13 protein-coding genes are annotated in these 12,397 nt (G+C 72.5%); 6 read left to right on the top strand and 7 right to left on the bottom strand.

The features are described 5' to 3' along the window. Positions 1 to 54 precede the first annotated feature (54 nt). Together ACFYML_RS31870 and ACFYML_RS31865 are read right to left on the bottom strand one after the other, a co-directional pair. Positions 55 to 1,446: an MFS transporter gene (locus ACFYML_RS31870; RefSeq protein ID WP_387424152.1), complete on the bottom strand. Its 1,392-nt coding sequence runs from the start codon at positions 1,444 to 1,446 to the stop codon at positions 55 to 57. Between the two features lie 14 nt (positions 1,447 to 1,460). Continuing rightward, complete coding sequence (locus tag ACFYML_RS31865) at positions 1,461 to 2,228, bottom strand: glycerophosphodiester phosphodiesterase family protein (RefSeq protein ID WP_387424151.1); 768 nt, start codon at positions 2,226 to 2,228, stop codon at positions 1,461 to 1,463. Positions 2,229 to 2,327: 99 nt separating this feature from the next. Between ACFYML_RS31865 and ACFYML_RS31860 the strand changes: the two genes are divergently transcribed. Continuing rightward, on the top strand, positions 2,328 to 2,783 hold the full coding sequence (locus tag ACFYML_RS31860; protein WP_387424150.1) for a helix-turn-helix domain-containing protein: 456 nt from the start codon (positions 2,328 to 2,330) through the stop codon (positions 2,781 to 2,783). Next, the gene (locus ACFYML_RS31855) at positions 2,776 to 3,147 is read left to right on the top strand and encodes a DUF4180 domain-containing protein (RefSeq protein ID WP_387424149.1); all 372 of its coding nucleotides are present in this window, start codon (positions 2,776 to 2,778) and stop codon (positions 3,145 to 3,147) included. The genes ACFYML_RS31860 and ACFYML_RS31855 overlap by 8 nt, the downstream gene beginning before the upstream one ends. Positions 3,148 to 3,178: 31 nt before the next feature. On the opposite strand, the gene ACFYML_RS31850 is transcribed toward ACFYML_RS31855, so the two are convergent. Further along, on the bottom strand, positions 3,179 to 3,958 hold the full coding sequence (locus ACFYML_RS31850; protein ID WP_387424148.1) for a lysophospholipid acyltransferase family protein: 780 nt from the start codon (positions 3,956 to 3,958) through the stop codon (positions 3,179 to 3,181). Between the two features lie 176 nt (positions 3,959 to 4,134). Between ACFYML_RS31850 and ACFYML_RS31845 the strand changes: the two genes are divergently transcribed. From ACFYML_RS31845 to ACFYML_RS31835, 3 genes are read left to right on the top strand one after another with little or no spacing between them, the layout of a single operon-like run. Further along, positions 4,135 to 5,547 carry a cytochrome ubiquinol oxidase subunit I gene (locus ACFYML_RS31845; RefSeq protein WP_387424147.1) on the top strand — a complete coding sequence of 471 codons (1,413 nt, stop codon included), beginning with the start codon at positions 4,135 to 4,137 and terminating at the stop codon, positions 5,545 to 5,547. 14 nt (positions 5,548 to 5,561) lie between these two features. Further along, positions 5,562 to 6,560, top strand: a complete 999-nt coding sequence (cydB, locus tag ACFYML_RS31840; RefSeq protein ID WP_387424146.1) for a cytochrome d ubiquinol oxidase subunit II — start codon at positions 5,562 to 5,564, stop codon at positions 6,558 to 6,560. A gap of 58 nt (positions 6,561 to 6,618) precedes the next feature. Beyond that, a complete protein-coding gene (locus ACFYML_RS31835) occupies positions 6,619 to 7,656 on the top strand; it encodes an NAD(P)H-dependent flavin oxidoreductase (RefSeq protein WP_387424144.1) in 1,038 nt (345 codons plus the stop codon). Positions 7,657 to 7,660: 4 nt separating this feature from the next. Here ACFYML_RS31835 and ACFYML_RS31830 read toward each other — a convergent pair whose 3' ends face one another. Beyond that, positions 7,661 to 8,341: a hypothetical protein gene (locus ACFYML_RS31830; RefSeq protein WP_073833135.1), complete on the bottom strand. Its 681-nt coding sequence runs from the start codon at positions 8,339 to 8,341 to the stop codon at positions 7,661 to 7,663. Positions 8,342 to 8,496: 155 nt separating this feature from the next. On the opposite strand from ACFYML_RS31830, the gene ACFYML_RS31825 reads away from it, so the two are divergent. Further along, positions 8,497 to 9,225 carry an SDR family NAD(P)-dependent oxidoreductase gene (locus tag ACFYML_RS31825; RefSeq protein ID WP_387424143.1) on the top strand — a complete coding sequence of 243 codons (729 nt, stop codon included), beginning with the start codon at positions 8,497 to 8,499 and terminating at the stop codon, positions 9,223 to 9,225. Between the two features lie 51 nt (positions 9,226 to 9,276). Here the strand turns inward: ACFYML_RS31825 and ACFYML_RS31820 are convergent, their stop codons facing one another. The 3 genes from ACFYML_RS31820 to ACFYML_RS31810 all read right to left on the bottom strand — a co-directional run bounded on the left by ACFYML_RS31820 (position 9,277) and on the right by ACFYML_RS31810 (position 12,183). Further along, positions 9,277 to 9,402 (bottom strand): hypothetical protein, encoded by a 126-nt coding sequence (locus tag ACFYML_RS31820; protein ID WP_387424142.1) that lies wholly within the window; start codon positions 9,400 to 9,402, stop codon positions 9,277 to 9,279. Beyond that, positions 9,399 to 10,811, bottom strand: a complete 1,413-nt coding sequence (locus ACFYML_RS31815) for an OFA family MFS transporter (RefSeq protein ID WP_387424141.1) — start codon at positions 10,809 to 10,811, stop codon at positions 9,399 to 9,401. Before ACFYML_RS31815 ends, ACFYML_RS31820 begins: the two co-directional genes overlap by 4 nt. A gap of 127 nt (positions 10,812 to 10,938) precedes the next feature. Continuing rightward, on the bottom strand, positions 10,939 to 12,183 hold the full coding sequence (locus tag ACFYML_RS31810; RefSeq protein ID WP_387424140.1) for an MFS transporter: 1,245 nt from the start codon (positions 12,181 to 12,183) through the stop codon (positions 10,939 to 10,941). Between the last annotated feature and the right edge of the window lie 214 nt (positions 12,184 to 12,397).

Raw genomic sequence — 12,397 nt, 5'->3', positions numbered from 1 at the left:
TCTTGCCGGTGCGCGGGCCGGGATGTCGTGCCCGGCCCGCGCATCCGGCCCGGGCTACAGCACCCGGGGCGGGGTGTTGCCGGCGGCGACGATGGCCCGGCGGATCGGCACCGCGGCGAGCAGCGCGAACCCGAGCACGAAGAAGATCAGCAGGGAGACCAGGCCCACCCGGTACGAGGCGGTGAGCTGGAACACCAGCCCGAAGGCGAGCGGCCCGAGCCAGCTGGTGCCCTTGTCGCTGATCTCGTAGAAGCCGTAGTACTCGCCTTCCTTGCCGGCGGGGATGAGCTGGCTGAACAGCGAGCGGCTCAACGCCTGGCTGCCGCCGAGCACCAACCCGATGCAGCCGCCGAGCACCATGAACGGCAGCGGCGCCTCGGCGGGCAGCCGGAACGCGGCGATGATCACGGCGGTCCACAGCACCAGGGACAGCAGCACGGTCTTCCAGGCGCCGATGCGCCGCGCGAGGGCGCCGAGGGCGAGCGCGCCGCCGAAGGCGAGGAACTGCACCAGCAGGATCGTCACGATCAGGGTGCCCTGCTCCAGCTTCAACTCCTCGGTGCCGTACTGGCTGGCCAGGGTGATGACGGTCTGGATGCCGTCGTTGTAGACCAGGAAGGCGAGCAGGAAGAACAGCGTCAGCGGGTACGCCTTGATCTCCCGCAGGGTGCGGCCGAGTTGCTTGAAACCGTCGGTCAGCACGTTGCCGCCGACGTGCAGCGCCGCGGCGGTGGGGTGTTCGCGCAGCCAGCGCAGCGGCAACAGGGTGAACGCGGCCCACCACACGCCGGCCGAGACGATCGACCAGCGGGCCAGGTCCAGGGTGCGCTGCGGGTTGCCCTCCTCGCTGAGCATGCTGACCGCGACCAGGTTCAGCGCGAGCAGCAGCCCGCCGCCGAGGTAGCCGATGGCCCAGCCACGGCTGGAGATGGCGTCGCGGTCGTCGGGGCCGCCGAGTTGCGGCAGGAACGAGTTGTAGACGACGACGGCCGCGCCGAAGGAGATGTTGGCGATCAGGAACAGCGCCCCGCCGAGCAGGTACCGCTCGCCGGTGACGAAGGCGAACGCGATGGTCGCCCCGGCGCCGGTGAACGCCGCGGCGGCCAGCAGCCGCTTCTTGTGCGCCGACCGGTCGGCGATCGCCCCGATCACCGGCAGCACGAACACGGTGAGGAACACCGACAGCGAGATCAGGTACGGGTAGTAGGAGCCGGCGGCGACCCGGATGCCCAGCGGGTGCACGTACCCGTGGCAGCTGTCGGCGCCCAACTCGCAGCCGGCGGCCAGCTCGGTGACGGTGGTGAGGAACGGCCCGAGGAACACCGTGATCACGGTGGTCTGGAAGGCGGAGTTCGCCCAGTCGTAGAAGTACCAGCCGGTGCGTTCGCGGCGGGTGCTGCCCGGCTGGGCGGGCTCGGCGACGGCGGGGGCGACCGTTTCGGCCATCGGGGTCCTTCGTCTCAGGCGGCCCAGTGGCCGCGGCTGCGGTAGACGTCGCGCAGCACGCCGACGTGATCGGTCATGATGCCATCCACACCAAGATCAAGTAAGTCGTGCATGTCGGCAGGTTCGTCGATCGTCCAGACGTGCACCTGCAACCCGATCCGGTGGCAGTAGGCGAGGAACCGCCGGTCGACCACGGGGATGCGCCCGTACCGGACGGGCACCTGGGCGGCGACCACGGACGGGGGCAGCCGCAGCGACCGCCCGTGCAGGGAGGCCATCCGCAGCCGGGCCACCCCGCGCATGCCGAGGCTGGTGGCGACCTTCGTCCCGGCGAGGGCGCGCAGCCGGGTCAGCCGGGCGTCGCTGAATGAGGCGAGCAGCACCCGGTCGCCGGCGCCGGCCCGGGTGACCGTGTCGACGGTCGGTGCGACGCCGCCGTCGGCCTTGACATCGATGTTGAACCGGATCTCCGGCCAGGCGGCGAGCACCTCGTCGAGGCGGGGCACGAGGGCGGCGCCGCCGACGCGAACCGAGGCGAGGTCGGCCCAGCGCAGGTCGGCGATGCGGCCCCGTTCGCCGGTGACCCGGCGCAGGGTGGCGTCATGGAAGATCACCGCCACGCCGTCGGCGGTGGCGTGCACGTCGGTCTCCACGTACCGGTAGCCGAGGGCGACGGCCCGGGCGAACGCGGCGGCGGTGTTCTCGTCGCCGTCGGCCGCGCCGCCGCGGTGGGCGAAGGCCAGCGGTGCGGGGGCGTCCAGGTAGCCGTGACGGGGCTGCACGCCGGAAGTATGCCGGGCCTCGATGGCGTCCCGGTGACCGGCCGACGTCGACCCAACCAACTTCCCTATCCTTCCCCATCACGCCTAAGATGAGGCACGATGAGTAATGACATGTACTCGGTCGAGCAGGTGGCCGAGCTGCTCGGGCTGCACGTACGCACCGTGCGCGGCTACATCCGCGCCGGCCGGCTGCGCGCGGCGCGGATCGGCAAGCAGTACCGGATCTCCCGGGCCGACCTCGACGCCCTGACCGGGCGGCCCGCGCCGGCGCCGCCCACCGGTGCGCCGGCGCTGGAGGTGTCGAGCATCGTGCAGGTCGACGGCGTCGACCGGGCGGCCGCCGACCGGCTCGCCACGCTCGTGCTCGCCGGCGTCAACACCGGCCACGACCCGACGCGTCCGCTGCGCGTCCAGACCGTCCACGACGAGGAGCGCCACCGTATGAAGATCATTGTGCTCGGCGACGCTGCCGCCACCGCCGAGCTGCTGCGCCTGCTCGACGCGGTCCTGCAGGGCGGCAACGGCCTGCTCGCCGGGGAGGTCCGGGATGCCTGACGTGCTGCAGGAGCGGGCCGGGGTGGCGGTGCTGGTGTGCGACCCGGCGGGCCCGCCGGTGACCACCACCGACGAGGCGCTCGACCTGATCGGCGGTGCGGCCTTCGGCGGCGCCGAGGTGGTGGCCGTGCCGGCGGACCGGCTCGACCCGCGCTTCTTCTCCCTCGGCACCCGCTTCGCCGGGGAGATCATGCAGAAGTTCGTGAACTACCGGCTGCGGCTGGTCGTCGTCGGGGACATCACCCGGCACCTCGCGGCCAGCGCGGCACTGCGGGCGCTGGTGGCCGAGTCCAACCGCCACGACCACGTCTGGTTCCTGCCCGACCTCGCCGCCCTCGACGCCCGGCTGTCCACCGCCACCTGACCCCTGCGGCCCCGGGCGCTCAGGCGCCCGGTCACCGGCCCGGCCTCCGGCGACGGTGGGCGCGAGCCGTGTCGGCCGGGCGGCCGGGGTCCACGTGGCGGGGCCAGTACGGTTCGTCGGGGCGCAGCCGCGCCAGGTTGTCGGTGATCGCGTCGATGATCCGGTCGGTGGCCCGCCTGGCGGCTCCGGGCGTGTCCGGGTTCAGGTGGCTCAGGACCACCGGGGTGCCGAAGTGCACCCGGATCACCGGTCGCCGCACGACCGCCCGGGCGACGGCGCGCAGCAGACCCTTGGGCGCCCGGTACGGCAGCACCTCGTGGGAGCCCCACTGGGCGACCGGGACGACGGGGGCGCCGCTGGCGAAGGCGAGCCGGGCGGCGCCGGTCTTGCCGCGTTCGGGCCACATCCCGGGGTCCAGCCCGATGCGCCCCTCCGGGTACAGCAGCACCACCGAACCGCCGGCCACGGCCGCCGCGGCGGCTTCCAGGGACTGGTGCACGGCGCTGGTGCCCCGGTCGACCCGGATGTGCCCGGCGCGGCGCATCAGCGGGCCGAGCACCGGGGCGCGGAACAGCCCGCCGGTGGCCATGATCCGCGGGGCGACGCCCCGGGCCCGGCAGGCGGCGGCGAGGACCACGGGGTCGAACGGGTTGATGTGGTTGGCGGCCAGGATCAGCGGCCCGTGGCGCAGGTCGGCCGGCACCTGGCCGGTGACCTCGAGGCGGCCGAGCAGGCCGACGACGCCGCGGGCGAGCAGTTGCGCGGCGCGCCACAGCAGCGGCGCCCGCCAAGAGGTGGTCGGGGTGTCCATCAGTGCTGGATGGTCGCACGCGTCGGGGTGGGCGCGAGACCCGATCCCGGGCCCTGCGGCACGGGTGATCAAGGTCATTGGTCCCGGGCCGGTTCAGGACCGTCGGCGCTGCCGATTCGTCTACGACGCCGAGTAGTATTTACTACGTCCCGTAGTACGCACAGCTGGGGGTTTCAGTGGACGCGTTGGACGTCGCCCGCTGGCAGTTCGGTGTCACCACCGTCTACCACTTTCTCTTCGTGCCGTTGACCATCGGCCTGTCCGTGCTGGTGGCGATCCTCCAGACCATGTGGCACCGCACCGGCAAGGAGCGGTACCTCAAGCTCACCAAGTTCTACGGCAAGCTCTTCCTGATCAACTTCGCGATGGGTGTGGTCACCGGCATCGTGCAGGAATTCCAGTTCGGCATGAACTGGTCGGACTACTCCCGCTTCGTCGGCGACATCTTCGGCGCGCCGCTGGCCATCGAGGCCCTCGTCGCGTTCTTCCTCGAGTCGACCTTCATCGGGCTGTGGATCTTCGGCTGGGACCGGCTGCCCAAGCGGCTGCACCTGGCCGCCATCTGGGCCGCCGCGATCGGCACCAACCTGTCCGCGTACTTCATCCTCGCCGCGAACTCCTTCATGCAGAACCCCGTCGGATACCGGGTCAACCCGAGCACCGGCCGCGCCGAACTGACCGACTTCTTCGCCGTGCTCACCAACAAGGTCGCCCTGATCACCTTCCCGCACACCCTGGCCGGGGCGTTCCTGGTCGCCGGGTCGCTGATCGTGGCCGTCGGCCTGTGGCACCTCATCCGCAACCGCGGCAGCGCCGACACCGACGCCTACCGCTTCGCCACCAAATTCGGCTCCTGGGTGGTGCTCGTCGCCTCCGCGGCGGTGCTGTTCACCGGCGACATCCAGGGCAAGATCATGACCGAGGTGCAGCCGATGAAGATGGCCGCCGCCGAAGGCCTCTACACCACCGAGAGCCCCGCCTCGTTCTCCGTACTCACCGTCGGCAGCCTCGACGGCAGCCGCGAGGTCTTCGCCCTGAAGATCCCGTACCTGCTGTCGTTCCTCGGCACCGGCGACCCCAACGGCACCGTGCAGGGCATCAACGACCTGCAGGCCCAGTACGCCACCCAGTACGGCGCCGGCAGCTACACCCCGATCATCCCGGTCACCTACTGGAGCTTCCGCTTCATGATCGCCCTCGGCCTGGCCGCCGCCGCGATCGCCCTGATCGTGCTCTGGACCCAGCGCAAGGGCCGCACCCCGTCGAGCCGGTGGCTGCTGCGCGCCGGCCTCGTCATGCCGCTGCTGCCGCTGCTGGCCAACTCCTTCGGCTGGATCTTCACCGAGATGGGCCGCCAACCGTGGATCGTCTTCGGCGAGATGCTCACCCGCAACGGCGTTTCCCGCAGCGTCTCGCTGGCCGAGGTGCTCACCTCGTTCACCGCGTTCACCCTCATCTACGCCACCCTCGCCGTGGTCGAGTTCAAGCTGCTGGTCCGCTACGCCAAGGCCGGCGTACCCGACCTCACCCCGCAACCCGCCGACGACGACACCGACGACGCCGAGCGCCCGCTGGCGTTCGCCTACTGACCCCGGAGCCCATCGTGGAACTGACCACCGTCTGGTTTCTCCTCGTCGCCGTGCTCTTCACCGGCTACTTCATCCTCGAAGGCTTCGACTTCGGCGTCGGCATGCTGCTGCCCGTCCTCGGCCGCGACGACCGGGAACGCCGCGTCCTGATCAACACCATCGGCCCGGTCTGGGACGGCAACGAGGTCTGGCTGATCACCGCCGGCGGCGCCATGTTCGCCGCCTTCCCCGAGTGGTACGCCACCCTCTTCTCCGGCTTCTACCTGCCGCTGCTGCTGATCCTGCTCGCCCTGATCGCCCGCGGGGTCGCCTTCGAATACCGGCACAAGCGCCCCGAGGCGTCCTGGAAGCGCCGCTGGGACCAGGCCATCTTCTTCGGCTCGTTGCTGCCGGCGATCCTCTGGGGCGTCGCCTTCGCCAACATCCTGCGCGGCGTGCCGCTGGACGCCGACCACGAGTACGTCGGCGGCCTGCTCGACCTGCTCCACCCGTACGCCCTGCTCGGCGGGGTGACCACCCTGGGCCTGTTCCTCACCCACGGCGCGGTGTTCCTCGCCCTGAAGACCACCGGCGACATCCGCGCCCGCGCCGGCGGCCTGGCCGTCAAACTCGGCGCCGGCACCGCCGTGGTGGCGGTGGCCTTCCTGGTCTGGACCCTGTCCATCCGCTCCAGCGCGGCCGCCGTCGTGCTCGCCGCCGACGCCGCCCTCGCCCTGCTCGGCGGTGTCGCCGCCGCCCGGGTACGCCGGGAAGGCTGGGCCTTCACCGGCACCGCCGTGGCGATCGGCCTGGCCGTGGCGACCCTGTTCGCCGCGCTGTTCCCCAACGTGCTGCCGTCCACCCTGGACGCCGCCGGCACCCTGACCGCCAGCAACGCCGCCTCCACCCCCTACACCCTGAAGATCATGACCTGGGTGGCGGTGGTGTTCACGCCGATCGTGCTGGCCTACCAGGGCTGGACGTACTGGGTGTTCCGCAAGCGCATCGGCGTGGCCAACATCCCACAACACTGAGCCCGCACGCGGGGCCGGGACGACCCGTCGCCCCGGCCCCGCGCACTACAGTTAGCCGGTGACAGACGCACCGTGGACCCGCCTGTCCGGCAGCGCGACCCCGCTCGTCGGCGCCCCGATGGGCGGCGGTGCCACCACCCCGGCCCTGGTGCGGGCCGTCACCGCGGCCGGGGGCTTCGGCTTCCTCGCCGCCGGCTACAAGACCCCCGACGCGGTCGCCGCCGACCTGGCCGACCTGTCCGCCACCGGCACCCCGTGCGGGGTGAACCTGTTCGTGCCCGGACCCCGCGAGATCGACGAGACCACCTTCCGCCGGTACGCCCGGCGCATCGCCGGCGAGGGCGAACCGTACGACCTCGACCTGACCGACGCGCCGCTGGTCCACGACGACGACCACTGGACCGACAAGATCGACCTGCTGGTGCGGCACCCGGTGCCGCTGGTCAGCTTCACCTTCGGGCTGCCCGACCCGGCGGCGCTGGCCGCGCTGCGCCGCGCCGGCTCCCGGGTGCTGGTCACCGTCACCTCGGTCGCCGAGGCGCTCGCCGCCCGCGACCTCGGCGTCGACGGGCTGGTCGCCCAGGGCACCGAGGCGGGCGGGCACAGCGGCACCCACACCCCACGCCGACCCGCCCCGCCCACCTCCACCCGAGCACTCGTCCGCGACGTCGCCGCCGCCACCGGGCTGCCCCTGGTGGCCGCGGGCGGCGTCGCCGGCCCCACCGACGTACGCGACCTGCTCGCCGCCGGCGCGGCCGCCGTGGCCGTCGGCACGCTGCTGCTGCGCACCGACGAGAGCGGAGCCAGCCGCACCCACCGCGACGCCCTGGCCGACCCGGCCCGCACCAGCACCGTGCTCACCCGCGCCTTCACCGGCCGACCCGCGCGGGGCCTGCGCAACACCTTCATCGACCGGTACGAACCGACCGCCCCGCTCGGCTACCCCGAGCTGCACCACCTGACCCGGGGCATGCGCGCGGCGGCCGCCGCCGCCGGCCACCCCGACCGGGTGCACCTGTGGGCCGGCACCGGCTACCGGCACGCCGGCACCGGCCCAGCCGCCACCGTGGTCGAACGGCTGACCGCCGCGCTCTGAGGCCCTAGTGCGCCTCGCGCAGCTCCGCCAGCCGGGCCTCGATCTCCGCCAACTCCGCACGCAGCTTCTCCGCCTGCTGCTCCGCCTCCGCCCGCTCCGCCGCCAGGATCTGCTCCACCGCCTCCTGCACCCCCGGCACGTCCACCAGCGCCACCATCCGCAACGCCTCCGCCGGCTTCACCACGTACGGCTTGGCGAGGGCCTTCGCGCCCTGCTGTGCCGCCACCGTCCACTCACCCTCGGCGTACGCCAGGGTGACCGTCAGCCCGGCCGGGCTCTTCGGCTTCGCCGCCTTCACCGCCCGACGCGCCGGCTTGGCCTCCACCTGCTGCTCCACCTTCGGCTCCTCCCGGCGCGGCGCCGGCACCCGCGGCGTGTCCAGCACGAACTCCGGCTCCGCCGGCGCCGGCGGCTCCTCGACCTCCGGCTTCGGCTCCGCCGGCTTGCGGCCCGCGCCGCGCGGCGCGATCGCCACGTCGGCGGGGGAGAAGGGCAACTCGTCGCGGCCGAACCGCACCACCACGAACTCCTCGGACACCTCCGGATCGGTCAGCTCCACCACCTGGCCGACCTGACCCGCCATCTGACCCGCCGCCGCCGTGAACACCACCTTCGGTTTACGGCCCGCGGCCAACGCCTCCCGAATCCCCTGCACCTCGTCAGTGGACAAACCCTGGCCCGCCATCACACGCCCTCTTCCGTACACACGTTTGATTGCAGCCTTGATACCAGCCGGCTGCGACACGACGAAGATCAGCCCCCCGTGTGATCTTCCCCGCCGCAGGCCAGGGCCGGCCACGGTAACGTCGGCCCAGCAGCCACAGCAGGGGAGGGGCAACAGTGGATCCGGTCACCGTCGTCACCGGCGGCAGCCGCGGCATCGGCGCCGCCACCGCCCGCCGCCTCGCCGCCGCCGGGCACCACGTCGCCATCGGCTACCGCCGCGACCACGACGCCGCCGCGGCCGTCCTCGCCGACATCCACGCCGCCGGCCGCCAAGGCGTCGCCGTGCCCGCCGACACCACCGACCCCGACCAGGTCGCCGCCCTCTTCGACGCCGCCGCCGACCTCGGCCCCCTCACCGGCCTGGTCAACAACGCCGGCGTCACCAGCCCGATCGGCCCGTTCACCGAACTACGCCTCGACGACCTGCGCCGGGTCGTCGACGTCAACCTCATCGGATACGTGCTGTGCGCACAGCAGGCCGCCCGCCGGATGACCCGCGGCGGCGCCGTCGTCAACGTCTCCTCCGCCGCCGCCACCCTCGGCAGCCCCGGCGAATACATCCACTACGCCGCCGTCAAGGCCGCCACCGACACCCTCACCGTCGGCCTGGCCAAGGAACTCGCCCCGCAGGGCATCCGGGTCAACGCCGTCGCCCCCGGCATCATCCGCACCGACATCCACGCCCTGTCCGGCTTACCCGACCGGCCCGACAGCGCCGCCGGCCGCATCCCGCTCGGCCGCGCCGGCGAACCCGACGAGATCGCCGGCGCCATCGCCTTCCTCCTCAGCCCCGACGCCTCCTACACCACCGGCGCCGTCCTGCGCATCGCCGGCGGCCTCTGACCCCACGCGCACGCCCGGGCGGTGCTGCCCGAGGCCGCCCGTCCCGATGCGTCAGCTGGTGAACAGCTTCGCCGCGGTGACCGCCGTCTGCACCACCCCGTAGCCCAGCAGCACCGACACCACCAGCCAGGAGACCACCAACCGGGCCTGCTGCCCCCACGGGTTGCCCTCGCTCATCGCGTACCGCTCCTCTCCGCCACCACATCCTCGACCACGTCCCGGCCCGCCGCCGGCTCGTGGAACCGCTGCGGCACCGGCCGGATCAACAGGTTCGCCACGAACCCCACCGCCAGCACCCCGACCATCGTGAACAACGCCGGCCGGTACGCCGCCGCCGTCAACGTCCCCGGCTTGCCCTGGGCGTCCAGGAACCCGTTCACGATCAGCGGCCCGGCGACCCCCGCCGCCGACCACGCCGTCAACAGCCGGCCGTGGATCGCCCCCACCTGGAACGTGCCGAACAGATCCCGCAGATACGCCGGCACCGTGGCGAACCCACCCCCGTAGAACGACAGGATCACGCACGCCAGCAGCACGAACAACGCCGTCGCCGCGTGCCCGACCACGGCCAGCAGCACGTACAGCACCATCCCGACACCCAGATACACCAGATAGATCGGCTTACGACCGATCACGTCCGACGTCGACGACCACACGAACCGGCCGCCCATGTTGAACAGCGACAGCAGCCCCACGAACCCGCCGGCCGCCGCCACCGACACCGACGACGTCCCACCGTCGCGGAAGAAATCCTGGATCATCGGGCTGGCCTGCTCCAGGATCCCGATACCAGCGGTCACGTTGCAGAACAACACCACCCACAGCAACCAGAACGACCGGGTCCTCACCGCATTCGCCGCCGACACGCTCGCCGTGGTCACCAGCGGCTTCGCCGCCACCCGCGCCGGATCGAACCCCGCCGGCCGCCAGCCCGCCGCCGGCACCCGCACGTTGAACACCCCGAACATCATGATCACGAAGTAGCCGACGCCCAACGTCACGAACAACCACACCAGCGCCGCCCCCGACGCCGTCGAGGCCGCGTTCGCCGGGTCGTACCCCACGTCGTAGAACGACAGCAACTGCCGGGACAGGGGAGAGGCCACCATCGCCCCACCACCGAACCCCATGATCGCCAACCCCGTCGCCAGGCCCGGCCGGTCCGGAAACCACTTGATCAACGTGGAGACGGGGGAGATGTAACCGATCCCCAGACCGATCCCACCCAGCACCCCGTACCCGAGATACAGCAGCCACAACTGCCGCGTCGCGATGCCCAACGCACCGACCAGGAACCCGGCCGCCCAGAAACACGCCGACACGAACATCGCCTTCCGCGGCCCGCTCGCCTCCACCCACGTGCCCGCCACCGCCGCCGACAACCCCAGCATCACGATCGCGATGCTGAAGATGACCCCGACCGCCGTCTGGCTCGCCCCGAAATGAGCGATCAGCGAGTTCTTGTACACGCTCGTCGCGTAGACCTGCCCGATGCAGAGATGGATCGCCAACGCCGCCGGCGGAATCAGCCAACGGCTGTACCCCGGCGGCGCGACGGTGTGCCGACGATCGAGTGCGGAAAGCATGCTGCTTCCTCCCCGGAAGAGGCCGAGAAACGTCGCCCCTACATGCCCCCACCGCACTCCGCACCCAAACCCACCACGCGCCGGACGGTCGAAACCGTGAGCCGAACGGTCTGCGCGCCTCCTCCCCTCAGGGCGACAGCGTGGCGGATCGCCGGCGCCCCTGACCCACCACCGCGATCCAGGAAGCCACGGCAGCGGCCAGCGGGGCGATCAGAAAGCCGAACACCGGCCGCCCCACCGCATCCACCAGCGCCCCGCCCGCCGCCGCACCACCCGCACTGCCGACCGAGAACGCGGTCGCCGCCCAGGCGAACGCCTCGGCCACCGTGCCCGCCGGTGCCGCCTCGTCGATCACCACGAAGGCGATGGTCAACAGCGGCGGCAACGCCACACCGCTGACCGCCATCAGCGCCAGCATCACCGCCGGCGCCGGAGTCAGCAGCAGCGGCAGGTAACCGACCGCGAACACGCCGATGGCGCGGGGGAGCGTGGCGTGCCGGCGCAGCCCGGCGAAACGCACGTACAGCAGGCCCCCGACCAACGCCCCGGTCGCCTGCGCGGCCAGCAGCCAGCCCGCCCAGGACCTGGCTCCGGCCGACTCGGCGTACCCGGCCACGGCGACGGTCACGCTGCCCACCGCCGCGCCGACCAGCAACAGCGCACCGAGGGTCAACCGCAGCCGGCCGGCCCGCAGCGGCCCCGCCCAGTGTCGCGGCGCCGGCTCGCCCCGCCAGCGCCGCACCGCGTCGATGGTGGCGAACCAGACGGTGCCGACACCCTGCACGAGCGCGGCCGCGGCCAGACCACCGGCCGGACCGACCAACCCGACGGCGCCGAGCGTGACCACCGGACCAAGAATGAAGATCACTTCCTGCACGGCGATGTCCAGGGTGTACGCGGTCTGCACCTGGTGTGCGGGAAGCAGGTCGCGCCAGAGCACCCGCAGGCACGACTCGAACGGCGGCGCGCCCGCCCCGGCCAGCCCGGCCGCGAACACCGTCACCGCAAGATTGACGTGCGCGGCGGTGAGCGCGAAACCGACCGTCGACGCGGTCATGGCCAACCACAGCACCGGCGGCTGGCGCCAACGGTCCGCCATGCGGGCGAGCATCGGCTGCCCGACCGCGGTACCGGCGGTGAACGCGGCGACCAGCAGGCCCGCGACGGTCAGCGTCATCGTCTCCCGGGCGAACACCAGCAGGGCGAGCGGCGCCGCGCCGAGCGGAATCCGGCCGAGCATGCTGGCCGCCAGGACCCGGGCGGTCCGTGGCGCGCGGAGCACCGCCGCGGCCGAGGTGTCGGCCGGGCGCGGAGGGATTGCGGAGGAACCGCCCGCGGGCGGGATCAGATGGGTGTTGTCGGACACGGGCATGACGAGACGCTCCCGGGAGGTGGGGAAGTGACCGGACGGTGGGCGCAGGAGCAGGCCCGGTCAGGGAGCGAAGTCGGAGCGATCGTGGTCGCTGCCGTACAGCGGCAGGTCCGGCGTGGTCCAGCGACCGTACGCGGCGGCGACGGCTTCGAGGGGGACCACGCGAGCAGTCTACGTCCCGACGCGCGCGTGAGGAACCGGTGGCCGAAGCACG

Origin of the sequence: Micromonospora sp. NPDC007230 (assembly GCF_042869115.1) — a bacterium.
Classification (GTDB): Bacteria; Actinomycetota; Actinomycetes; order Mycobacteriales; family Micromonosporaceae; genus Micromonospora.
This window is presented reverse-complemented; position numbering and strand designations above follow the sequence as displayed.

What these genes read in the sequence shown, in the direction of transcription:
- ACFYML_RS31870 (WP_387424152.1), bottom strand. Translation starts at nt 1,446, where the DNA reads ATGGCCGAAACGGTCGCCCCCGCCGTCGCCGAGCCCGCCCAGCCGGGC.
- ACFYML_RS31860 (WP_387424150.1), top strand. Translation starts at nt 2,328, where the DNA reads ATGAGTAATGACATGTACTCGGTCGAGCAGGTGGCCGAGCTGCTCGGG.
- ACFYML_RS31855 (WP_387424149.1), top strand. Translation starts at nt 2,776, where the DNA reads ATGCCTGACGTGCTGCAGGAGCGGGCCGGGGTGGCGGTGCTGGTGTGC.
- ACFYML_RS31850 (WP_387424148.1), bottom strand. Translation starts at nt 3,958, where the DNA reads ATGGACACCCCGACCACCTCTTGGCGGGCGCCGCTGCTGTGGCGCGCC.
- ACFYML_RS31830 (WP_073833135.1), bottom strand. Translation starts at nt 8,341, where the DNA reads ATGGCGGGCCAGGGTTTGTCCACTGACGAGGTGCAGGGGATTCGGGAG.
- ACFYML_RS31820 (WP_387424142.1), bottom strand. Translation starts at nt 9,402, where the DNA reads ATGAGCGAGGGCAACCCGTGGGGGCAGCAGGCCCGGTTGGTGGTCTCC.
- ACFYML_RS31815 (WP_387424141.1), bottom strand. Translation starts at nt 10,811, where the DNA reads ATGCTTTCCGCACTCGATCGTCGGCACACCGTCGCGCCGCCGGGGTAC.
- ACFYML_RS31810 (WP_387424140.1), bottom strand. Translation starts at nt 12,183, where the DNA reads ATGCCCGTGTCCGACAACACCCATCTGATCCCGCCCGCGGGCGGTTCC.